General features: G+C 41.9%; 17 protein-coding genes, 1 tRNA gene and 1 pseudogene. 4 read left to right on the top strand and 15 right to left on the bottom strand.

Annotated features, from left to right (window positions below; genetic code table 11):
* Nucleotides 1-24: 24 nt before the first annotated feature.
* From ACPBEH_RS10430 to ACPBEH_RS10405, 6 genes are all read right to left on the bottom strand, one after another.
* Nucleotides 25-1086, bottom strand: a complete 1062-nt coding sequence (locus tag ACPBEH_RS10430) for a 3D domain-containing protein (RefSeq protein ID WP_424349126.1) — start codon at nt 1084-1086, stop codon at nt 25-27.
* Nucleotides 1087-1471: 385 nt separating this feature from the next.
* Nucleotides 1472-1942, bottom strand: coding sequence for an SsrA-binding protein SmpB (gene smpB, locus ACPBEH_RS10425; protein ID WP_011375103.1), 471 nt, complete (start codon nt 1940-1942; stop codon nt 1472-1474).
* 8 nt (nt 1943-1950) lie between these two features.
* Nucleotides 1951-4305, bottom strand: a complete 2355-nt coding sequence (gene rnr / locus ACPBEH_RS10420; protein ID WP_016265461.1) for a ribonuclease R — start codon at nt 4303-4305, stop codon at nt 1951-1953.
* Nucleotides 4306-4320: 15 nt separating this feature from the next.
* Nucleotides 4321-5079 (bottom strand): alpha/beta hydrolase, encoded by a 759-nt coding sequence (locus tag ACPBEH_RS10415; RefSeq protein WP_424349125.1) that lies wholly within the window; start codon nt 5077-5079, stop codon nt 4321-4323.
* Nucleotides 5080-5191: 112 nt separating this feature from the next.
* Nucleotides 5192-5428, bottom strand: a complete 237-nt coding sequence (gene secG, locus ACPBEH_RS10410) for a preprotein translocase subunit SecG (RefSeq protein ID WP_056947376.1) — start codon at nt 5426-5428, stop codon at nt 5192-5194.
* 79 nt (nt 5429-5507) lie between these two features.
* Nucleotides 5508-7082 carry a ClC family H(+)/Cl(-) exchange transporter gene (locus ACPBEH_RS10405; RefSeq protein WP_424349124.1) on the bottom strand — a complete coding sequence of 525 codons (1575 nt, stop codon included), beginning with the start codon at nt 7080-7082 and terminating at the stop codon, nt 5508-5510.
* A gap of 158 nt (nt 7083-7240) precedes the next feature.
* Here ACPBEH_RS10405 and ACPBEH_RS10400 point away from each other — a divergent pair, with 158 nt between their 5' ends.
* Nucleotides 7241-8674 (top strand): amino acid permease, encoded by a 1434-nt coding sequence (locus tag ACPBEH_RS10400; RefSeq protein WP_101378001.1) that lies wholly within the window; start codon nt 7241-7243, stop codon nt 8672-8674.
* Nucleotides 8675-9037: 363 nt separating this feature from the next.
* On the opposite strand, the gene ACPBEH_RS10395 is transcribed toward ACPBEH_RS10400, so the two are convergent.
* The 7 genes from ACPBEH_RS10395 to ACPBEH_RS10365 all read right to left on the bottom strand — a co-directional run bounded on the left by ACPBEH_RS10395 (nt 9038) and on the right by ACPBEH_RS10365 (nt 16991).
* A complete protein-coding gene (locus tag ACPBEH_RS10395) occupies nt 9038-10195 on the bottom strand; it encodes a hypothetical protein (protein WP_424349123.1) in 1158 nt (385 codons plus the stop codon).
* 17 nt (nt 10196-10212) lie between these two features.
* Nucleotides 10213-11100 carry an ATP-binding cassette domain-containing protein gene (locus tag ACPBEH_RS10390; RefSeq protein WP_424350071.1) on the bottom strand — a complete coding sequence of 296 codons (888 nt, stop codon included), beginning with the start codon at nt 11098-11100 and terminating at the stop codon, nt 10213-10215.
* Entirely contained in the window at nt 11090-11476 is a 387-nt protein-coding gene (locus ACPBEH_RS10385) for a GntR family transcriptional regulator (protein WP_011375112.1), read from the bottom strand. The genes ACPBEH_RS10390 and ACPBEH_RS10385 overlap by 11 nt, the downstream gene beginning before the upstream one ends.
* Nucleotides 11477-11601: 125 nt before the next feature.
* A complete protein-coding gene (locus ACPBEH_RS10380) occupies nt 11602-12366 on the bottom strand; it encodes an alpha/beta fold hydrolase (RefSeq protein ID WP_424349122.1) in 765 nt (254 codons plus the stop codon).
* 394 nt (nt 12367-12760) lie between these two features.
* Nucleotides 12761-14452 (bottom strand): arginine--tRNA ligase, encoded by a 1692-nt coding sequence (argS, locus tag ACPBEH_RS10375; protein ID WP_016265470.1) that lies wholly within the window; start codon nt 14450-14452, stop codon nt 12761-12763.
* 263 nt (nt 14453-14715) lie between these two features.
* The gene (locus ACPBEH_RS10370; RefSeq protein ID WP_424349121.1) at nt 14716-16656 is read right to left on the bottom strand and encodes an ATP-binding cassette domain-containing protein; all 1941 of its coding nucleotides are present in this window, start codon (nt 16654-16656) and stop codon (nt 14716-14718) included.
* 264 nt (nt 16657-16920) lie between these two features.
* Nucleotides 16921-16991: transfer RNA gene (locus tag ACPBEH_RS10365), tRNA-Gly, on the bottom strand.
* 131 nt (nt 16992-17122) lie between these two features.
* Between ACPBEH_RS10365 and ACPBEH_RS10360 the strand changes: the two genes are divergently transcribed.
* From ACPBEH_RS10360 to ACPBEH_RS10350, 3 genes are all read left to right on the top strand, one after another.
* The gene (locus tag ACPBEH_RS10360) at nt 17123-17329 is read left to right on the top strand and encodes a hypothetical protein (protein ID WP_011375116.1); all 207 of its coding nucleotides are present in this window, start codon (nt 17123-17125) and stop codon (nt 17327-17329) included.
* A gap of 291 nt (nt 17330-17620) precedes the next feature.
* A complete protein-coding gene (locus tag ACPBEH_RS10355; RefSeq protein WP_424349120.1) occupies nt 17621-19213 on the top strand; it encodes an APC family permease in 1593 nt (530 codons plus the stop codon).
* 238 nt (nt 19214-19451) lie between these two features.
* Nucleotides 19452-20390: an alpha/beta fold hydrolase gene (locus ACPBEH_RS10350; protein ID WP_424349119.1), complete on the top strand. Its 939-nt coding sequence runs from the start codon at nt 19452-19454 to the stop codon at nt 20388-20390.
* On the opposite strand, the gene ACPBEH_RS10345 is transcribed toward ACPBEH_RS10350, so the two are convergent.
* Nucleotides 20344-21132, bottom strand: a complete 789-nt coding sequence (locus ACPBEH_RS10345) for an HAD family hydrolase (RefSeq protein ID WP_424349118.1) — start codon at nt 21130-21132, stop codon at nt 20344-20346. The genes ACPBEH_RS10350 and ACPBEH_RS10345 overlap by 47 nt on opposite strands.
* Before the next feature lie 138 nt (nt 21133-21270).
* A pseudogene (locus tag ACPBEH_RS10340) lies at nt 21271-23730 on the bottom strand (heavy metal translocating P-type ATPase).
* Between the last annotated feature and the right edge of the window lie 30 nt (nt 23731-23760).

Raw genomic sequence — 23760 nt, 5'->3', positions numbered from 1 at the left:
CCCAACTAGGAGACTGTTTTGAATTTATTTAATAATTGTAATCGTTATGTGCCGCCGACCCCAACTGACACATTGGGCAACGCTTGGAAAGTGCACATCAATAATATGGCCCTTAATGGCACCACCCGTATCACCTGCAATTGCATAGCCATAACCTGGTACCAAAACAAGCGAATTTAACGGAATAACTTTTGGATCAACAGCAATACAATTAGGATTTTTCACCAAATCAATCCCCGTCGCACCGTAGCGACTTAAACCCGGTTCTGCCGTTGAATAAGCAGTTGCTTGCACATCAATCGTTTGTCCTGGTTTTCCCTTGGCGGCAGCAGCTAGTGCCGCTTGCTGTTGATTATTGACGGCTGATAGTTTTTGATTAGCCGCTTTAGCGGCAGCTTCATCTTTTGCCTTGGCAGCTGCTTTGGCTTGCTCCTCAGCCTCTCTTTTTTGTTCTTCAATCTTCTTTTTACTGATATCAGTTAGTTGCTTTTGACTCTGGCTTAGGTCTTTTTTCATCTGGTCAACTTGCTTTTGTAAATCAGCCGTTTGTTGATCCAAATCTTTTTTCTGTTTGTCTAAAGCGGCCTTACTTTCTTCTAAGTGTTTTTGAATCGTCACCATTTTCTGATAACTAGTCGCTAAATCAGCCATATTCTGATTATCTGCATCTTGTAAAATCGTCAAAGTATAAACGCGACTCAATAGGTCACTTAATGAATCAGCCGACAATATGGTATTTAATACATCCCGGTTATCTTCAGATTTTTGTAATGCCTGCAAATGGGACTTGGCATAGTCCTTTCGTGCCGCTAATTCTTTTTTTTGAGCTGCTAAGATCGTTTCAGCCTTATTAATGTGTTCTTCATTTTCTGTAATTTTCGTTTTTAACTGATCAACTTCTTGATACTTAGCATTCACTTTGGTTAACGTACTTTGAATTTTACCGTTGATGGTATCGATACTTTTTTGTGTTTGTTCTTCTTGTTGTTTTAATTCGCTAAGACTGGCAGCACTGACTGAGCCCGCCGTTGTCACAATGATTATGAGTCCTGTTAACATCATTAAAACCATTTTCTTGAATCGCATCTTGGTTAAGCCCTCCCCCTACGTTATCACTATTTCAGATTAATTATACAGAATAATGATGGTTAATGCTATTACGTTTTAGTATTAACTAATATAAAAACTGTTGTTTAGTTCGTTCCAACCACCTATAATAGTCGTTAAAGCGCCATCATTCAACTGATTAGGGGGCATTATTATCCAAAAAGCCATTATTTTGCTATGTCTATTCGCAGCATTTATGATTATTTTGGCGACAAATCAGCACTATCAGTCGTTGGCTTTGTTATTTTGGCTAATCGGTTTCATCTCAATTATCAGCGCCCTGATTCTCGCATTGTTAATTCAGCGCCAATCTAAATAGTCATCAAAAAAAGAGGTCGGACAATATTGTCTGACCTCTTTTTGATTAACGTTTTCGAAGTGCTCTTGCCATTTCACGATCTTGTTCCTTACGCTTGAGCGTTTCTCGTTTATCGTATTCCCGTTTCCCTTCACCAACGCCGATTAAAACTTTAGCGAAACCGTGTTTTAAATAAACACGTAACGGGACAATTGTAATCCCTTTGTCCTTGGTCAAAGCACCAATTTTAGCAATTTCCTTCTTGTGTAACAATAATTTTCGGTTACGCAATGGATCATGGTTAAATTGGTTGCCTTGCTCATAAGGACTGATATGGACATTTTCTAGATAAGCTTCGCCCCTACGAACACGTGCAAAGCCATCACGCAAACTAATTTTTCCCTTACGAACCGATTTAATCTCGGTCCCGGTTAAAACTAAACCTGCTTCAAATGTCTCAAGGATATTGTAATCATGCCCAGCTTTTTTATTTTGTGCAATCAAATTAGCTGGTTTTTGTGGATGTTTCTTTGCCATTCAATCACCTACTTTTTAAAAGTACGTTTTTGTGAGTCCTTTTTAGCCACTGGCCGTCTTGGATGACTGTTTTTCTTTTGGTCACCACGTCGTTGACCGCCTTTTTCATGGTCTCTTGGGCGAGTTGGGCGCTTAGGTCTTGCTTCTATCTTACTCAAAATTTCAGCAGAAGCCAAGGGAACTTCCTCGCTTGCTAACAATTCAAAGTCTACAGAATGTGCATCTAAGTCAACATTAGCGACTTTAACCCGTACTGGTTGGCCAATTCGGAACATCTTATGTGTTCTTTCGCCCACTAAAGCCAATTGACTTTCAACGAAGCTATAGTAATCATCTTTCATTTGAGAGATGTGTACAAGGCCTTCAACCGTACTTGGTAAGGCGATAAACATCCCGAAGCTTGTCACAGAACTAATAACAGCATCGTATTCATTACCAACCTTATCAAGCATGTATTCAGCTTTCTTAAGATCAACAACTTCACGTTCCGTATCAATTGAACGTCGTTCTTCAAGTGATGTTTGTTCAGCGATTGGTTGTAACTTAGGTGCCCATTTTTCTTTTTCTTCAATCGTCATGCCGTTTGTTGCATAGTTATGAATCAAACGATGGACCATTAAATCAGGGTAACGACGAATTGGTGATGTGAAATGCGTATAGAATTCAGCAGCCAAACCAAAGTGACCCAGTGATTCATCTGAATAATGTGCTTGTTGCATACTTCTTAATAACATCGTTGTAATAATAGGTTGTTCAGGTTGACCTTCAATTTGCGTCAAGACTTCTTGTAACATCATTGGTGTTACTTTTTTGCTTGAGCCTTGGACTTGAATGCCATAAGCTGTGATAAATTCGAAGAAGTTCTTCATCTTATCAGTATCCGGTGTTTCATGAATCCGGTATAAGAAAGGTGCATTAGCAGTACTGTAATGTTCTGCAACAGTTTCATTAGCCGCCAACATGAATGATTCGATCATGCGTTCTGAAAGACCGCGTTGACGTAATTCAATATCAATTGCCTTACCATTTTCATCAACAATAATTTTAGCTTCGTCTTCTTCAAAGTCGATTGCGCCACGATTATGACGTTTCTTCAAGAGGATTTCATGTAATTCAGCCATTGTTTCAAACATTGGCACCAAACGTGCGTATTGATCACGTAAGTCAGCATCTTGGTCCGTCAAAATCTTATTAACGTTGTTATAAGTCATTCGAGCGGTTGATTTGATAACACTTGGGAAAATATTGTGATCGACCACATTACCATGTTCGTCAATTTCCATCTCACAAGTTAATGCCAATCGTTCAACGTCTGGGTTTAATGAACAAATCCCGTTAGAAAGACGGAATGGTAACATTGGAATCACGCGATCAGTTAAGTAAGTACTTGTCCCACGTTCGAGCGCTTCAGCATCTAATGGTGAGCCTTCTGTAACATAATAACTAACATCGGCAATATGCACGCCTAAGTAGAAGTGACCATTGTCCAATTGACGGACATTAACGGCATCATCAAAATCTTTTGAATCGTCGCCATCGATCGTCACAACTGGTTGGTCGGTTAAATCTTTACGGCCAAACTTATCTGTTTCTAAAACAGTATCTGGAATAGCTTCTGATTGTAAACGAACTTCTTCTGGGAAGTCTGTTTTAATATCATGTTGGTAAACAATTGATAAAACATCAACACCAGGATCGTTTTTATTTCCTAAGACTTGTTTGGCAATCCCGCGCATTTGGCCGGGTGTATCGATACTTGGGTATGATGTAATATCGACTTGGACCATATCCCCTTTTTGAGGGTGTAAACCGTTATCTGTTAAGTAAATTAAATAACTGCTTAATTTTTTAGCATGGCTTTGAATGTAACCAATCAAGCCTGTTTTTTCTTTTTGGATATCCGAATAAGGCATGAATTCGCCGACGATTTCTTCAATCCCCCGCGTAATCACTTTAGCCACTTTCCCTTCAGGACCGCGGCGGCTGTTTTCTTCTGCTTCTTTGATGATGGCCACTTCAACAGTGTCACCATTCATTGCGAAGTTTGTGTTTGGTGGTGCGATAAAAATATCTGGATCACTTGGTTCTTTATCAACCATTGAGACGAAACCAAAACCCCGATCGTTGGCGTGGAAAACCCCTTCAACTAAGCGTTGGCTAGCTGGTAATCTGAATTTACCGGCATCATCCATTAAAAGGTGCTTGTCCCCTTCTAATTCGGCTAATACTTTCACTAAATCTTTGAATCCTTGTGAGCCGGCCACACCGATTCGTTCACTGATTTCTGATACGTTTAATTGTTGCGTTTCATCTGCTGCAAAAATGGCTAAGATGGCAGCTTTCATTTGGTCAACTTGTGTCAAATCAACACCTCTTTCTTATTTCTCATAACGTTTAATAAATGCTTCAACATCTGTTTCTAATTGGTGGTGCGCCCGATCGACTGTAATCACGTGACCGGCATTGTCATACCAGTGATAATCAACTGGTGTTTGCTGTGCTTCTAAGCGTTGTTTTAATACTGATGCGCCATTAGGATCAATCACCTGATCTTGACCACCTTGACCGATAAAGACAGGCTTATCACCAATCTGATCTAAATCGGCGGTGACTAACGCGCTAAAATCAGCGATTGCTTGTAGTTGTTGTGGTAATTGTTGCTTAATCTTGGCCAATTGAACGGCTTGATCAGCGGCCGTTTTTTCAGCCATCTGATAAAGGTGTTGCGCATAACCCAGAAATAGCGGTTCTAATTTATCAGTTGGTCCTTCTAGTACTGGCGCGCTAAAAATGCCACCACCAATCACCGCTGGCATCGTTTCGATTGCGCGCATCGCGAACAATCCACCCAATGACAACCCAAAAATAAATAGTGGTTTCTTGGCAGCAACTTGTAACTTCTGAATGGCAGCCGTTGTATCCGCCCACCAAGCTTGAACATTACCTTCTTCTAAGATATCGAATGGTTCAAAAGTGGCGTGCCCCGTAAAGTGCGGTGCAAGCACACTGATTTGCTGTTTCTCTAAAAAACGGCCCATCATATGAACATCATTAGCACTTCCTGTGTAAGCGTGCAATAGCACCACGCCAACTGAGCCACTATCATAATAGTAAGGTTGTGGTAACCGATACTGCATTCAAACCCGCCTCCAGTACTTGACCGATTTAATTCATTTAAAAAGGTCTCCTGCTATTTGAACAGGAGACCGCATCAACGTTCTTATTAGAATTCGATCCGTCCTACTTGCTTTAGTGTGATGATAAATAAACTAATGCAATTGCAAAGACGAAGAATAAAGCCCCTAAAACGACGGTCACTTTCTGCATGAAAGCTTCAAAGCCACGGGCCTTTTGCTTACCAAATAAATCACCAGAGCCACCTGATAATGCGCTCAAAGCGTCCTGTTGTTTACTTGGTTGCATCATGACTGCGATCACAATCAAGATTGAATCGATTAATAATAAGTTCAGGATAAGATTTTCCAACCTAATTCCCTACCTTTCTATCTACACTGTCTTTTAATACTTTAGCATAAAAAGTAGTTAATCACCACTTTTTTATCAATTATTTCACGAGATTCTCATCCGCTTTTTTTAAGGTTTGGGCAGCGGCTTCAATCTGTCGGCGAACGGTTGCTCGTAAGTGATGATCGGTTAAAATGACCAAGGTGTCACCCGCGCGAATCAGCGTATCACCATGCGGAATCAATTCCGCTTCGCCGCGCCGCACGGCAATTAATAAACAAGTTTCCGGCCAAGCAACATCGCGGACTTGATGATCTTCCAATGGTGCCCCGGCAAAAATCGGTACTTCCAAACGATCCTTAAATTGTGCCATATCGGTTTTAGGTTGGCCAATTAAGCGTTGTAATAATGATGCATAAATCGGTGCGCCACCCATCAAATCAACCACAACATACGCGACTAATGATAAAATTGCCAGCGGCATTAAATGGGTAAGTGTCCCAACCATTTCGGTCACCAATAAAATCGCCGTAAACGGTGCTTTCCCGATGCCGGCAAAATAACCGCCCATCGCAAAAATAATTAAATTAGGAACATAAACAGGTGCTAACCAGCCCAGTTGGACCATCACCAAACCATAGACGGCCCCAATTAACGCTCCCAGTGACAAGATGGGCAAGAAAATCCCCCCTGGCAAGCCAGAACCATACGAAATCATTGAGAAAACAAATCGCAAAACCAGTAACAATGCCACCGTTGTTAAAGTTGGCACTTGTTGGCCTAATTGCGTGATTAAACCATTCCCGCCACCTAAGACCGTTGGCCAAAAATAACCGATGGGCAGTACAAGTGCTAACGGCAATAAGCCCCAATAATATTTAGGCACTGGTAATCGCTTATAAAACTGTGGTAACCAAAGCAACGTTTTTTGATAGACATAGCCCAACAACCCGAGCACAATCCCTAAAAGAATTAGATGCCAATACTGATTAATCGGTAAATTATGCGTATACGTAATGTGCAATGTGGGCGTTAATCCGAAAAAATTCAATGAGATGAAATTGGCTCCGATTGCACTGGTCAATGCAGTTAGCCAAACAAGCGGAGAAAAATTATGATAGATTTCTTCCAACACGAAAAAGGTTCCAGCAATTGGTGCGTTAAAGGCGGCCGATAAACCAGCCGCTGCCCCACCGGCGATTAAAATGCGGCGATCAGCGCCGTGATCATCTAAGCGGTCCGCAACGCCTTGACCGACTGCCGCCCCTAATTGAATTGAGGGTCCTTCCCGTCCTAGGAATAAGCCTGGCGCAATACTTAAAATACCACCAACAAATTTCCGCCAAAGAATCGACCACCAAGCTAGTTCAAATTCACCTTCTAGCTGCCCTTCCACTTGGGGAATCCCCGAACCACTGATATTAGGTTCTTTTTTCAATAGCTGCGCCACAACCAAGCCTATTAGCAAGTTAGCACCGATTAACCACAACCAGTTAAGTGGTTGACTATGCAAGCTTTGATACAACTTAATCGTTAGTGCTAAGCCCTTTTCAATCGCAAGTCGAAACAAACTGACTACTAATCCTGTCACACCCCCGACTAATAACCCTTTTAAAATAAAAACAAAACGGGTTTTATTAAAGCGGCTGGCACGTCTGATTCGTCCGTTTTCCAATAGCGTTCATCCTCCAATAACTTTTCTTTTATCCTATTATAAGCTATAAAACCTGCAATAGCTTAAACGATTTTATTCACAAATTCCTTAATTTAGGATTGCCATTTGATTAAATTTCGATTATATTCAAAGTATACTTATAAAAGGAGGTTGCTCTTATGCAATCTAAATCGAAACAGCTTCGTTGGTATAATGTTGCACTTATTGCCTTTGTAGCGGTTTGGGGTCTTGGTAACGTGGTTAATAACTACGCGCAACAAGGTCTCTCCGTTATCACGTCTTGGATTCTGATCATGCTCTTATATTTCGTTCCTTACGCATTAATCGTTGGTCAATTAGGTTCTACTTTTAAAGATGCTAACGGTGGTGTTTCTTCCTGGATTAAAGCGACAAGTACTAAGCGGCTCGCTTACTACGCCGCTTGGACTTACTGGGTTGTTCACATTCCATATCTTGCGCAAAAGCCACAAGGGATTCTCATTGCGCTCAGCTGGCTTTTCAAGGGTAACGGGAACTTCGTCAATACGATTTCATCAATGGCCGTTTCGGTCATCTGTTTGGCCCTTTTCTTACTCTTTTTATGGCTATCATCGCGCGGAATCGCGACCTTGAACCGGATTGGGAGTATTGCCGGAACCGCCATGTTTGTGATGTCAATTCTTTTCATCATTCTCGCAGTTTCAGCCCCTTTTATGACTAAAGGCGCTCACATTGCCACACCCGACATGGGCAATATTAAAACATACATCCCTAAATTTGATGTTAACTATTTCACAACCATTTCAATGTTAGTATTCGCGGTTGGTGGTGCTGAAAAGATTTCACCTTACGTTAACAATACTAAAAATGCCGCTAAAGAATTCCCTAAAGGAATGTTAGTCTTAGCCGGCATGGTGGCCTTTTGTGCCATCCTAGGCTCATTTGGGATGGGCATGCTATTTGATTCAAACCATATCCCAACTGATTTAATGGCTAACGGTGCTTACGAAGCCTTCCATCGTCTCGGTGCTTTCTACCACGTTGGACCACTCTTCGTTATTCTTTACGCCTTAGCAAATACACTCGCACAAATCTCAGCTCTAGCCTTTTCAATTGACGCCCCACTTAAAATTTTATTGGGCGACGCTGATAGCAACTTCATTCCTAAAGGCCTTTCAAAACTTAACAAAAAAGGCATCCCAACTAAAGGTTACATGTTAACTGGGGTCCTCGTTGGTCTCTTGATTATCGTGCCTGCCCTAGGGATTGGTAACATGAACGAACTTTACAACTGGTTATTAAACTTAAACTCAGTTGTTATGCCACTTCGTTATCTCTGGGTATTCTTAGCTTATATCCTCTTGAATAAACAACTTAAAAAATTTACGTCAGAATATCACTTTACTAAGAACCCTAAAATTGGCTTAATCGTCGGCAGTTGGTGTTTCTTCTTCACCGCCTTCGCTTGTTTGATGGGCATGATTCCTAAGCTTTCATACGCTGCTAACCCTTCAACATGGTGGTTCCAATTAAGCTTAAACATCATCACACCAATCATCTTCGTTGCATTAGGTATGATCTTACCAGCAATCGCAAGAAGACAAAAAGCATAGAAGTGTGATTAAAGGCGGTTAACTTCCGAGCATTAGCCTAGTGTCGTGAATAAGCGACTTCAGTCGATTATTTGCGATACGTAGCTAAGCACAGGAAGTTGCCTTTAGGCGCACGTTACCATCTGAGTGCTATGAAAAGCACGTTATCAACGTCTAATCTCAACCCAAAAAAGGAGCTGAAGACAAAAGTAATTTTGTCTTCAGCTCCTTTTTCGATATCCGAATATTGATGGCATAAACGTGTTCTATAAGTCATATCCTTCCGGTTAACCCTGAATGTCAAACGATTGCTTGCAGCAATCATTCGCCATTCTGTGTTAATCCTCAGGACATCCCCGACTTATGGCACACTTCCGTTTTTTATTAACTTAATCTTCTATTTTTAAATCGTTGCCATGGTCGCTCTGTATAAAGCCAACCGATAATTCCGATAATAACAATATTACGTAAGATGACCCACAGCAAGACTATTTTTTCATGGTTGGCTAATAGTTCATAAGGTGGTCGACTGAAAATACCATTCATCCCAAACAACCACGCCAAATATAATGTGCCGATAACAACCAGTGGTTTTTTAAACCCAGCAATTTGGACCAATTGGTCCTTATTTTCAAGTGATAAGCGTTTATAAATCCAAGCGCCACCCCATAACAATAGACAAGTTACTACGAACAAACCAATGATTAACCCAATTTGTTGTTGGTTACGATACAACCGGTATTGACCATTGCCCATTGTTAAGAGCTTAGTGAGTAAGCCACCATTACTATCAGAGTGAATACTGTATTGTTCACTTCCTCGATTCATTACAAAGCTTCGTGTGTCACTCATGCTAGGAATGGCAAACAATAGTGAATAAATAAAACCAAAACTACCAATTAATAATGTTGGTAACTTACCAATTAGTAACCCTATTAAACAACCGATTGTAAAAATCCCCAACATTAAAACAAGGCTGCCAATCTCACGTTGAATTAGCGTCAGGATATTTAGCTGGACGTATGGCGCACTAATTTTTAATTTTAAAATTAAATAGTAGATAACATCTCCTATCAACAGACTACTTAATACTGTTCCGATTCCATAACCTAATTTCGTCCAGTATAGCCGTCGCCGCGAACTCTCTAAGCTAAACAAAAACGTATCAAAATTAGTCCGTCTATCGTTGGCAAACATTAGGAGTCCAGCGCCAAAAACAATGATTGTCAACAGCGCCATCATCGGTGAATAAATCATAAAGCCTGCCTCATGCGTTGGTTCAAATACAGGATTAGCCTCTAATCTAAAAGCCTCTAATGATTGTTTCTTGGGATGACCTTTACGATCTTCTTGTAGATATGACTTTGGATGTTGCTTAAAATCTTTAATAAACTGTTCCGAATGATAATATTGATCAGATGATTGCCATTTATCAACAACAGTCATACTTCTCATCCCTTGCAGCCCGATAATAATCACAAACAAGCCGACCAAGTATTTCCAATAGCGTAATTGCATGATTTTCATTAACTGTTTTTGCATTTTTACTGCCTCCACTTCTAAACGAAGACTTGATAGTCTTGTTCGTTAATTAAGTTTGCTTCGAAAACATCTTCCAATGTAATCGGTAGTGCCTCGCATAAAACAGGGTCCAGTGCAGCCAACTCCTGTTCAATTTTATCTGTATAGTCTGGGAAATAAACGACCATCACGCGCCCTGAAACATTTAATAACCGCCCTTTTTCTTTTACTAGCGCTGGAATCTCGTTGGTTTTTAATACCAGTTGCAACTTCCGTGCTGTTTGGCGGAGTGTTTCTAAGCGATAATCGTGACTAATTGTCCGATCCTTTAAAATCAGTGTCCGGTCAATCAAGGGTTCTAATTCTGCTAAATTATGTGATGTAATCAGCAGTGAAAATTGTTGTTCACCAACTTGATCGAGCAATAGCCGGATCACATTTTTACGAATAATGACGTCTAAGCCATCGAATGGTTCATCCAACAAAATGTACCGTGCATGACTACTAATGGCTAAAATAATATTGAATAAGCCCCGCATCCCTTTTGATAATTGCCGATAATTTTGTTTGAGCGGTAAGCGATACTGCGCTAATAAAGTAGTCAGCTGATTTTCATCAAACTGCGGATAGGCTTGTTGGTAAAAGCCGCCAATCTGGACTAACGTCAAATTTTTGAAAAATAAGTGATCTTCGTCTAAATAAAAAATCTGTGTCCGCAAGCGACGATCTTCATCGATTGAAACTTTATCAATCAAAATCTGACCACCATCCAATAAATAATGACCGGCGATACTTTTTAGCAATGTCGACTTACCGGCACCATTGCGGCCGACCAATCCCAAGATTTCCCCCGGTTCTTGTTCAAAACTAATCTCTTCTAGAATTGATTTTTGATCAATTCGTTTATGTAACTTGTTAATTGTCAGCATCTTTTGGACCCCTTTCAAATTGTGCGGTTAACCATTCACTCATCTCAGCCTCTGAAACGTTTAAATAAACAGCTTCTAAAACGAGTTCTTGTAATTGCGCCTTCAGTTGGGCGATTTTAACATTATCCCGGTCAGTCGCTTGGTGTTCAGCGATGTAAGTGCCCCGGCCTTTAACCGTCACTATAATACCTTGCACTTCTAACAATTTATAGGCCTTACTTACCGTGTTCGGGTTCATCATTAATTGCCGCGCCATTTCTCGAACAGACGGAATTTGTTCACCCGGTTTTAAAATCCCCTGGAGGACTTGTTCCTTAATCAATAAAATAATCTGTTCGTAGTACGGTTTAGCGCTTGTTTTATCAATCATCATCGCCTTGGCACCTCCTTTAAATTAATCACTGTATTACACTGTACTATTATACGTAGTACACCCCTAAAGTCAACCACAAAAAAAGACGCTCACCAAAATTATTCGTTTTGATGAGCATCTTTTTATTATTTAGATTTTATTTTTAAATGCGTTGCAAAAAAGTCGGTAATCGTCGTCATTAAGGCGGGTTGCACTAAATGGCGCTCTCCTTGGCCCGTCATAAACGTCACGTTTTGCGCATACGATTGCCCTTTTATTTGTCGTTCAAAATCAGCCATTTGGTTATAAGGAATCCGTTCATCCTCGGTACCATGCCAAAATAAAACGGGACGGTTCGCAAGTGCATTCGGCTGTTGCGTTAAATCATAGGCTGTTAGCCAACTCGTCAACAAGCCAAGATCAGCCGGTTGTTGTAAGCCGTGCTGACGAACATTATCGCGGACCAAGCGCGCATAGGTCAACGGGGCTGGCGAGCCCATAATGCAAGCTGCCACTTTGATTTCTGGATGTTTCGTCAGTAAAGCCGCCGTTGTCATACCGCCCATTGAGACACCGCCAACGCCGATTAAATCGTCTTTAATCAGGTGCAGTTGCTGCCAATAATCGATGATTAAACTAAATTCCGCTAGATTGGTTTGGATGCTCTGCCAAAAAGTCCATGATGGAATTTCTGATACTGGCTGCAGCCGTTCACCATGATTAAGCGCGTCTGGTAATACAACGCGCATGCCAGCTTGCGCTAATTTACGCGCCTGTGTCAGGACCAATTCCTTGGCCGACCGCCAACCATGATAATAAACAACCAGTGGCAATGGTTCGTGGCGTGCGTTTTCTGCCACAACCTCTAACACCGGAATGCCTTTAATCTGCCGCTTTAATACAAGTGCCATCCCAAAATCCCCCTTTTGAAAAGTTCACCATTACTATAGCGAATTATGAAGGAAAAGTCGCGTGTGGTGTATCTAAAAAGAGGACCAGACAAAATTAATTTGTCTGGTCCTCTTTAATCACCAACACCCGGTTGCTGGTGATTTTGAAACGTGCTTTTTAAAGCTGACCCCTGTGCTTAGTTACGTATCGCAAACGATTGCCTCTAGCACTCATTCACGACACTAGACTAATGCTCGGAGTCAAAACCGCTTTAAACGCACTTTGTTTTCTTAAACGTGCTCCGTAAGCCATCTTCTTCCGGTTAGCTACACCAGTCAAATCACCAACTCCGTTGGTAATTCGCCTGCTTAGGCTAATCCTCAGAAGATACCAGGCTTACTACGCACTCTTTTTTTACATTTCTTTTGGTGCTTGGACGCCTAATAGGTCTAGGGCTGTTTCTAATACGATGCTGACACTCTTCACTAATGATAGACGAGCGTTTCTTTGGTCGTCGTCTGCCAAAATCTTAGAGTTAGCATAGTATTTGTTAAATGCTTTTGCTAAACGTAATGCGTATTTAGCAACGATTGATGGTTCGTATTCTTTACTTGCGCGTGCAATCACTGCTGGGAAGTTGCTTAACATCTTCAAGACGTCCCAAGCGTTATCGTCAGCAACGACTAATTGATCGTCCACAACGACTTCTTGGTTAGCTTTTCTCAAGATACTTTGCGCACGTGCATTTGTATATTGTACGTAAGGACCTGTTTCACCTTCAAAACGAACCACTTCTTCTAAGTCAAAGTCGAAGTTGTCTAAACGATCGTTCTTCAAATCGTGGAAGATAACAGCGCCAATACCAACTTGTTTAGCAACTTCTTCACGGTTAGGTAAATCTGGGTTCTTCGCTTCAATTTGAGCGCCAGCTAATTTAACAGCGTCGTTTAAAACTTCTTCTAAAAGAATCACGCGACCACTACGAGTTGATAATTTCTTACCACCTTGTGTGATTAAACCAAATGGAATATGGTGGATTTCGTCTGACCAGTCGTTACCCATTTCTTTTAAAACAGCCTTCAATTGGTTGAAATGTTCCCGTTGTTCGCCACCAACAACGTACAATGATTGGACGAAGTTATAAGTGTCATGACGGTACATTGCAGCTGCCAAATCACGTGTCATATAAAGTGTGGCACCATCTGATTTTTTAATCAAAGCAGGGTTTAAGTTATAAGCTGTTAAGTCAACGATTTCAGCACCGCGACTTTCTTGTAGTAAGCCTTTTGATTCGATTGCTTCCACAACAGCATCCATCTTATCGTTATAGAAGGCTTCACCGTTATATGAATCGAATTCGACACCCAACATGTCATAAATCTTTTGGAATTCCTTCAATGATTCACTTCTGAACCATGACCAGAGTTGTGTTGCTTCTTCATCCCCGGCTTCTAACTTCCGGAACCATGCGCGCGCTTCGTCGTCTAATTCTGGATGTTCGACGTCTTCTTGATGGAACTTAACGTAATATTTCAAAAGGTTTGTGATAGGGTCTTCTTTGACTTCTTCTTCACTCCCCCATTTTTTGTAGGCCACGATTAATTTACCGAATTGTGTCCCCCAGTCACCCAAGTGATTGATTTTGATGGGATTGAAACCAACCTTCGTCAAAATCTTAGCAATTGAGTTTCCGATAACAGTTGAACGTAAATGACCCATTGAAATTGGTTTAGCGATGTTAGGTGATGACATATCGATTGGCACGTTACCACCGTGACCTAAATCACTTTCACCGTATTTAGCAGCTTCTGTTAAAACGGTCTTCAAGATTTGGTCGCTAAAAGCAGCCTTGTCTAAGAAGAAGTTGATGTAAGGGCCGTTGGCAATGACTTTTTCAAAGCCAGCAACGTCCATTTGATCGACTAAATCTTGGGCGATTTGTTGTGGTGCCTTCCGTAATGTTTTCGCTAAGATGAATGTTGGGAATGCATAATCACCCAAATCTGATGTCTTAGGTGTTTCGATGAGTTGTGCGATTTTCTCTGCTGGTAAACTGTCGCCTAAAACGCCAGTTAATGCTGTGACAACTTGTTGTTTAAAATCCATGTTAATAGCCTCCTTAAATTTTCGAACAAAAAAAATCCCTTCCAAATAAATGAAAGAGACGAGAATTCCCGCGGTACCACTCTGATTGATCAATCGATCCACTCAATAGTATGCAATTGTTCAACCAAAAGTGCGCCGCATCAGCTTGATTATCCGGCTTCCACCAATCCCGGACTCGCTATTAATCGCTGCTAACACTATTCTTTTGACTGTTCTAACTTGACTCCTAGTATATAGAAGTCCCGTTGACATTTCAACCCCAATTATTCAGCGGCTAAGGCTTCGATTGGGTCTAGTTTAGCGGCTTTACGTGATGGGGCGAGTGCTGCTAGTAAACTAATCACCACACTGATAACAATCCCAAAGATGACGTAACCACTGGTAATTGCCACAATCGGCATATGCGTCAATGGTTGGGCAATTACGTTAACCAGCGCTTGACCACCCCAGGCAATTAAAGCTCCTAGAACACTTGAGAAAAGACCAATCAAGAAAGCTTCTGATACGAATAGATGGCGAATATCCTTTTTACGTGCACCAATGGCCCGTAAAATACCGATTTCTTTCGTCCGTTCTGAAACGCTGATGTAAAGGACGACGATAATCATGATTGCTGAAACTAATAATGAAATCCCCGCAATCCCGGCTAAGACGTAGAAGGCTAACATGAGGTACGTATTGATTGAATCTAAGATTGCACCAACACCAGTAATTTGGTAATCCTTTTGCGTTTTACCATTTACCTTACTGTCGTAAGCTTTGATTTTATTTTGAACCGCTTTGACGTTTTGCGTTTTATTCACCGTAACAGCGGCAAAGTTAGGTTCTAAATCTAAGTTTTGGGCTTGATACATTTTTGCTAAAGTCCCATAAGTAATGGCTTCAGTCCCGGAATTGATAATTCCTGAAACCTTCACATCTTGACGCATTTGAACGGGTCGTTGATCCTTGCTAATCGCATTGACGTATATCGTTACTGTGCGACCAACCATCTTTTTATAATTTTTCTTATCTAATTTTTTGGCAGTTGCCTTCGTTAAAAGGACTTCGTTGGTGCCTGGTTTTGTCCCAGTTTTAATATCTTGAACCCGTTCCGTCTTATTAAAGGTTTGGAACATTTGAATTGTTTCACTCTTCTTTTGGTAGTGAACTTGGACACCATTGGTATAGTAGCCCTTTTCAACCTTTGTCACATCTTTAATCTTGTCAAAACGTTTAATATCTTTATTGGCTAAATTCCCTTGATCGCCATTTTCAATTTGTTTTTGGCTCACATTCCGGGCAATTTGAATTGTATTGGGGTTCACTTGGGATGATACTTGATCGTTGATGTACCCGGTCACCCCTTGGCCTAAGCCCAACATTAAAATCACTGAGAAAATCCCGATTGAGGCACCAAAAATGATTAACAAGTTCCGTTTAATGTCGTAGCGCATGTGTTGCATTGCCATTTTAAAAGCAGACATGAAACTCAACGGACTATTTTTCTTAGGTGTTGATTCAGCTGGTGCTGGATAAGCATCCTTGAGGCGCTTATCATAATCGATTTGGCCATCAACCATGTGGACAACGCGTGTGCCGTAATCCGCGACCGCTTGCGAATGCGTCACGGCAATAACGAGTTTCCCATCTTCGGCAATTTTTTGTAAAATCGCCAAGATTTCAGCAGTATTTTGACTATCCAAGGCACCGGTTGGTTCATCGGCAATGATCACATCAGGATCGGCAGCCAATGCGCGGGCGATAGCGACCCGTTGTTTTTGGCCCCCCGATAGTTGGTTCGGATGCTTGTTGATATGTTCCTTCAAACCAACTTGTTCTAATAAGGCAGTTGCCTTTGCAACCCGTTCCTTATGCGACAAATCGGTCATTTCAAGTGGTACCATGACGTTTTCTAAGTTGGTTAAGTGACTAATTAAGTTAAAACTCTGGAAGATGAAGCCAATTGTCTGACTGCGATAAGCATCGAACTTCTTTTCAGAAGCATTCTTCAGTGATTCGCCATCAACGATTAATTCACCTTCATATTGATGATCCAAACCACCAATAATGTTCAGTAACGTTGATTTACCGCCACCGGATTCCCCTAAGATCGATACGAATTCGCCCCGATCAAACTTAAGATTGATGCCTTTTAAAACTTTAAACGCTTCTTTATTCACATGGTAGGACTTGTGAATATCTTTGATTTCTAATAATGTCAATTGACTACACTCCCACTACTTATAGTACCCTATGTTTATTCCCCAGGGCTTTGCTCATGAATCTACTTTACCAAACCGACTTTGACAAACAATCAGTCTAAAGTCTTAAAAATGACAACCTGTCATTTATTGTTTTTTAGCTGTTCTTGACGTAGCTTTTCAAGATTGCATCATTATATCATTTTGATGGTCAATCGGACAAAAAAAAGAAGCCAGACCATTTCGGCCTAGCTTCTTCAATAATTATTCAACTGTTATTCATGAAGCGAGTGACGGGAATCGGACCCGCGACGCAAGCTTGGGAAGCTTGAGTTTTACCACTAAACTACACTCGCATTACTCATTTATTGTAGCATAATCTCCTAGATTTGTGAATATTTTTTTGAAAAAATGATTCAATGACTTAACAGACACCCCTTCGGTAATGTATACTAAGGCTAACAACTCAAAGATTGGAGTCCTATTGATGAAAGATTCTCAAGAAACATCACAAGAACTTTCGGAATCATCGGCTTTTCATTGTCCAGCGTGCCAAGCCTGTATTGATTACGGTATCAAACGCTGTCCGAGCTGTCAGACTGCCATCTTTTATCGTGATATGTCTGAAACTTTCTGGAATGACCGCAAGATTAAGATGTTCAAACAAAGCGACGCAATTCACCACAATCACTAACCTAACTATAAATTAAACGTAGACGTCACGCAAAAGCTATTTTGTGTGATGTCTTTTTTAGTGCTTATGATTTTTTTAACATCTAAACGTGTTCTATCAGTCATATTCTGAGGATTAACGCCGACTGATGACACACTCTTTTTTTTAGTGCTTAAAAATTTAATACCAACTTTTTTTGTAACCGTCACCACACTATCAAGCGCACTACTGACGCCTGTTTTTGGGCTTAAAAGTCATTTGTATACCACTTTGATGGTTGTTATAATAGCAAACCATACACAGGAGGTCTTTATGTTAGAAAAGAACAAAATGAGTTTATTCAGCTTAGTCATGTTAGGACTGAGCTCAATCATCGGTTCCGGGTGGCTATTTGGTGCTTGGGAAGCAACCACTGTCGCAGGACCGGCTGCCATTATTTCATGGATTGTCGGTGCGATTGTGATTGGGGCCATCGCCTTTAACTATGTCGAACTGGGGACCATGTTTCCTGAAAGTGGTGGGATGAGTCATTACGCGCAGTACAGTCATGGCTCATTATTAGGTTTTATCGCGTCATGGTCCAATTGGGTGTCGTTAGTCACGATTATTCCCATTGAGGCTGTCGCCGCTGTTCAATACATGAGTTCGTGGCCCTGGTCTTGGGCCAACTGGACAAACCGTTTCATGCATCATAATGAGATTTCAACCCGCGGTTTATTAGTCGTTTTTGCTTTTATTATTGTCTTTACCCTTTTAAATTTCTGGTCAGTTAAATTCTTGACCCGTTTCACGAGTTTCATCGCCATTTTTAAATTAGCAATTCCATTACTGACAATTATTATGTTAGTTTCAACTGGGTTCCATGCTGAAAACTTCGGCCATTCGGTAGCAACCTTTATGCCGTATGGTTCCGCTAAAATTTTTGCGGCAACCTCGATTTCCGGGATTATCTTCTCCTACAATGCCTTTCAAACGGTCATTAATGTTGGGAGCGAAATTCGGGATTCTAAACGCAATATTGGTCGCGGAATCGCAATTTCACTTGGTATTAGTATCGTCATCTACTTATTACTTCAAATCACCTTTATCGGGGCCGTTTCTCCTGCTTTAATCGCTAAAACTGGTTGGCATGGTTTGAATTTCCAATCACCATTTGCTGATTTAGCAATTCTATTAGGGATTCACTGGCTCGCTGTTCTATTGTACTTAGATGCTTTTATCTCACCATTTGGGACCGGCGTTTCATTTGTTGCATCATGTGCCCGCACACTTGCGGCCTTGAAGCAAAACAAACATATGCCACCGATTGTCGGTAAGATGAACCACCAATATAATATCCCCAGAGTCGCCATGGCGATCAACGCCGTAGTCAGCATGTTGTTAGTTTCCGTCTTCAGAAGCTGGGGTACGCTTGCCAGCGTTATTTCGACGGCCACCCTCATTGCCTATTTAACCGGTCCGGTAACCGTCATGTCACTTCGGAAAATGGCACCAGATATGAACCGGCCTGTCCATTCACCATGGATGAAAGTAATGGCGCCCTTATCCTTTGTCCTCGCTAGTCTTGCGACTTACTGGGCAATGTGGCCCACAACTATCAAAGTTATCGGCGTGATTATGCTTGGCCTACCATTTTATTTCTACTATGAATATCGGATTCATTGGGAAAATACCTGGGCACAATTCAAAGGTAGTCTCTGGTTGATTATTTATTTAGCCTTGCTGTCATTGATTTCCTTCCTTGGTAGTCGTGAGTTTAACGGTATCAACGTGATTCCTTATCCGCTTGATTTCGTCTTGATTAGCGCCTTAGCCCTCATCTTCTACTATTGGGGCATTATCAGTCGCTTCTACTCAAAATACTTCTCACGCGCTAAACGAATCAATAAGGACGTCCAACTTTAAAAGAGTGTGTCATCAGTCTGGGATGTCCCGAGGATTAACAGAGCATGGCGAATGATTGCCAACGGTAATTATTTGACATGCGGCGTTAACCGCAAGGATATGACTGATAGAACACGTTTAAGTTAAAAGTGTGCCATCAAAAAGAGATTGAAACAAAAATTATTTTTGTTTCAATCTCTTTTTTTGCTATCATATCAGCGTTTCTGTTAGAATAAGCGATAAATGGAGGCGCTTAAATATGAAAAATTTTACCGTGCAATCAACCGACCGCCAGCATCAACTTCATGTGGTTGCTTGGTTACCGACTCAAAAACCAATCGCAGTTGTCCAAATTCTAACCGGCATGGCCGAATATATCGAACGCTATGACGCGCTCGCCCAATTCTTAGCTGATCGCGGGATCGTCGTAATTGGCCACGATCATGTTGGTCAAGGACATTCCGTTCAGACAACTGATGAACTCGGTTATTTTGGTCCCCACGGCTTACAAACACTCTTAAACGATTGTACCTTAATCGGGCGCATCGCCCATGAAGAATATCCTGAATGCCCGTTATTTGTATTGGGTCATTCAATGGGTTCGATGCTCGCCACTCAATATGTCAAACAAACAACTGTGCCACTGGCTGGCGCAATTTTTATGGGCGTTATTGACGTTCCAGTCGTGCTCAAACCCGTTTTACCACTCGTTAATTTAATCGGAGCCCTTGCGCCTAAACAACCAGGTAAGCTTTTGAATAATCTAGCTTTTGGCGTTTATCCTAAACGCTTTGACGCCAATCGGCCGTTCTCGTGGCTCAGTTATAATCAGGACAATGTAGCGGCTTACGAAAATCATCCCCTTTGTGGCTACGTATTCAGTAATAGCGGTTTTGCGATGTTATTGACGCTGACAGAATTAACGCGTCATGCTGATTGGCAACTGGCTTTAAAAGAACGCCCAGTGCTAGTCCTGAGTGGCCAAGACGATCCCGCCGGCGGTTATGGCCGCCGCGCCCGCCATTTAGCGACACAATTTAAAAAGCACACCGTCACTAACGCAACGGTGCGCATTTTACCACATACAGCTCATGAAATTTTACAAGAAACAAATGCAATTGAACAGCAACAAGCGATTTATGATTGGTTGCTTACAGCAATTTCTGAATCTCCTGCACCACGCCATAATTCTCGTTAGTATCAGCGCGGTAGGTGGCATATTGCAACATATCATCATCGGCGTTGCCCATTAAATAACTGTATTTAACTGTTTGCAGCATTTCCTTATCATTATACGTATCCCCAAAGGCCATCATTTCAGCCGTTGAAATATTGAAATGATTAGCTAGAAAACGCATCGCATGGCCTTTATCAATCCCCTTGTTCATGATATCGACCCATTCCACACCAGCGACGGCCACTGAATAGTCAGCACCAAACGTTGGCCCGTAAATTTGTTCGTAAAAGTCGCGGCTATTGGCTTCTGGGAAGTAAACCGTAAACTTATCCGCTTCAACACTCACTTTAGTTAAATCAGGAACGTATTTGATTTCGGCATAGAATTGACGGAATGTCGCATCTAAAGCTTGGTATTGTTCTTCAATATAAACCGCATCCATTCCACAAATCATCCCGATTCCGGTTTGACTCTCGTTCACAAAAGCGACCATCCGTTGATAATCAGTCAATGGCAATAAACTCTTGAAGATAATGTCACCTTGATAACTGATAACCCCGCCATTATCACCTACGAGACACATGTCATTTTCTAAATTAGCAAACATCTGCTTCAACGTATAAAGTGGCCGACCACTCGCCGCTGTAAAAATGATGCCTTTGGCCGTTAACTGTTTAACAACTTGTTCAAAATTCGGTGGCAACTGGCCACTTTCGTTTAATAAGGTATGATCCATATCTGATGCAATTAATTTAACTGTCATACTTAACGCTCCCCTATCCTTAGTTACCTTAATAATATAACGGTTTCGGCCCGTCGTCGCAACCGTTTACATCCAACTCATTAAAAATAGCACTGGCGCATTTAACGCGTCAGTGCTATTTTCGGTTTTATGCTAATTTTAATCGTTTAGCCGTAAGGCATTTAATAACACTGACACTGAACTAAAACTCATCGCCGCCCCAGCAATCATTGGGTTTAGAAGTGGTCCCCCAAACAAGTGGAGAACCCCCATTGCAACCGGAATCCCAAGAATATTATAGGCAAAAGCCCAGAAAAGATTCTCTTTGATATTTTGCATCGTTTTCCGGCTTAACTTGAAAGCTGTTGGAACGGCCATTAAATCATCGTGCATCAACACAATATCGGCTGATTCAATCGCCACATCTGTCCCTGAACCAATTGCTAAGCCAACATCGGCTTGCGCTAAAGCCGGCGCATCATTAATCCCGTCACCAACCATCGCCACTAATTGACCGGTTGCTTGTAAGGTTTTAATTTGCGCTGCCTTTTGTTCTGGTAAAACATCACTAATCACTTGTTCGATTCCAACTTGGTGTGCAATTGCTTGAGCCGTCTTTTGGTTATCCCCGGTCAACATCACGACTTGAATCCCCATCTTTTGCAGACGACTGATGGCCGCTTGACTCGTTGCTTTAACCGGATCGGCAACCGCAATTACCCCTTGTAATTGACCGTCTTGGGCCAAGTACATCGGTGTTTTGCCTTGTTCGGCTAATTGTTGCGCCGTCTTCGAACCGACTTCAATTGCAACGCCATTTTCAGCCATTAATTGTTGATTCCCAAATAGAATTGTCTGGTTCGCAACTTGGGCGGACAGACCGTAACCCGGAATGGCTGTGAAATCGGCCATTGCTGATAAGGTTAATTCACGTTCACTAGCCGCTTGGTTGATTGCACTCGCTAACGGATGCTCCGAACCAGCTTCTACACTGGCCGCTAATTGTAACAAATCGTCTTCAGTGCCCTGATAAACAACCATGTCAGTCACGATTGGTTGGCCGGCAGTAATCGTTCCCGTTTTATCCAATACCACGGTTTGAATATGTTGCGCCGTTTCAAGTGCGTCACCGCTCTTAATCAAGACACCATTTTCAGCCCCTTTGCCAGTCCCCACCATAATAGCCGTGGGGGTCGCTAACCCTAAAGCACATGGACAAGCAATCACTAAAACTGAAATCGTAATCGTTAACGCAAAGAGCCACGATTCTTGTCCTAAAAAGAACCACGCTAAACCAGATAATAAGGCCAAACCAATCACGATTGGGACAAAAACACCTGCAATCTTATCCGCTAACCGTGCGATTGGGGCCTTAGTCCCTTGCGCCTGTTCGACCAATTGAACAATTTGCGCCAAGGCCGTATCTTTGCCAATCTTAGTGGCTTTAAATTGGAAATGACCGTTTTTATTTAAGCTGGCCCCAATAACGGCATCGCCAACTTGTTTTTCAACCGGTAAACTTTCACCGGTAATTAGCGATTCATCAACCGCCGAATGACCCGCAATCAATTCTCCGTCAACAGGTACTTTTTCACCAGGACGGACAACAAGCACGTCGCCGACGACCACTTCGGCCACATCAATCGTTGTTTCGACACCATCGCGTAAAACCGTCGCTTGTTTAGGCGCTAAATTCAACAACTTTTCGATTGCCGATGATGTCTGCCCCTTAGAACGCGCTTCAAAATATTTGCCTAATGTAATCAACGTCAAAATAACACTGGCTGATTCATAATAGAGACTCGTCACTAAGTCGACATGCCCACTGATAATCGCTAAAGTGGCGATCAAGCTGTAACCCCAAGCAGCGCTAGTACCGAGCGCAACTAAGGAATCCATATTGGGATGCCCATTGAATAACGCCTTAAACCCGACAATGAAAAATTGCCGGCCCCAATATAACACTGGTAACGTCAATACTAGTTGGGTGACCGCAAAGTTAACGGGCGCTTGCATCGGTTGCCAAAACGCCGGTAGCGGTAAGCCAACCATATGCCCCATCGATAAATATAAGAGCGGCAACGTCACAAGGGCCGATAACCAAAAACGCCGCCAAAGCGCTTGTAAGTGAGCCGTACGTTTGGCCTGAATCGCCTGCGCTTCTTTTTCCGGGTCAATCTGTTCCGTTGCGCCATACCCCGCTGCGCTAACCGCGTCTTCAATCGCGGTCACCGATAATTCGGAATCGTCATATTCGACCTGCATTTTTTCAGTGGCCAAATTGACCGCCGCTTTTTGCATGCCTGGCAATTTTTGCGTTGCCCCTTCAATCGTTTGTGCACAAGAAGCGCACACCATCCCATCAATGTTGAACGTTTTGGTTGTCATTTGCTGGTTGCTCCCTTCAATCCGGTAATCCTAGTCGACCGTGTAGTGTGTGCCTTCAAGTGCCGCTGCCAAGGTGGCATGCTCAATTTCAGTAGCCGTTTGGAGCGTTGCTTGTTTTTGTTCTAAACTCACTTCAACAGATTGAACCCCCGCAATTTTTGAGAAGCGTTCCTGCACGTTTTTCGTACAACCATCACATTTCATCCCTGTAATTTTAACGATTTGTGTCATTGTTATATCCTCCAATATCTACATTTGTAA

The sequence above is a fragment of the Latilactobacillus parasakei genome (genome assembly GCF_049674265.1).
Classification (GTDB): domain Bacteria; phylum Bacillota; class Bacilli; order Lactobacillales; family Lactobacillaceae; genus Latilactobacillus; species Latilactobacillus sakei.
Note: the sequence above shows the minus strand (reverse complement) of the source record. Positions and strands in the feature narration are given on the sequence as shown.

Excerpts from the sequence above, each read along its gene's own strand:
- ACPBEH_RS10430 (WP_424349126.1), bottom strand. The coding sequence starts at position 1,086 with ATGCGATTCAAGAAAATGGTTTTAATGATGTTAACAGGACTCATAATC.
- smpB (WP_011375103.1), bottom strand. The coding sequence starts at position 1,942 with ATGGCAAAGAAACATCCACAAAAACCAGCTAATTTGATTGCACAAAAT.
- ACPBEH_RS10415 (WP_424349125.1), bottom strand. The coding sequence starts at position 5,079 with ATGCAGTATCGGTTACCACAACCTTACTATTATGATAGTGGCTCAGTT.
- ACPBEH_RS10400 (WP_101378001.1), top strand. The coding sequence starts at position 7,241 with ATGCAATCTAAATCGAAACAGCTTCGTTGGTATAATGTTGCACTTATT.
- ACPBEH_RS10395 (WP_424349123.1), bottom strand. The coding sequence starts at position 10,195 with ATGCAAAAACAGTTAATGAAAATCATGCAATTACGCTATTGGAAATAC.
- ACPBEH_RS10385 (WP_011375112.1), bottom strand. The coding sequence starts at position 11,476 with ATGATGATTGATAAAACAAGCGCTAAACCGTACTACGAACAGATTATT.
- ACPBEH_RS10380 (WP_424349122.1), bottom strand. The coding sequence starts at position 12,366 with ATGGCACTTGTATTAAAGCGGCAGATTAAAGGCATTCCGGTGTTAGAG.
- argS (WP_016265470.1), bottom strand. The coding sequence starts at position 14,452 with ATGGATTTTAAACAACAAGTTGTCACAGCATTAACTGGCGTTTTAGGC.
- ACPBEH_RS10360 (WP_011375116.1), top strand. The coding sequence starts at position 17,123 with ATGAAAGATTCTCAAGAAACATCACAAGAACTTTCGGAATCATCGGCT.
- ACPBEH_RS10355 (WP_424349120.1), top strand. The coding sequence starts at position 17,621 with ATGTTAGAAAAGAACAAAATGAGTTTATTCAGCTTAGTCATGTTAGGA.
- ACPBEH_RS10350 (WP_424349119.1), top strand. The coding sequence starts at position 19,452 with ATGAAAAATTTTACCGTGCAATCAACCGACCGCCAGCATCAACTTCAT.
- ACPBEH_RS10345 (WP_424349118.1), bottom strand. The coding sequence starts at position 21,132 with ATGACAGTTAAATTAATTGCATCAGATATGGATCATACCTTATTAAAC.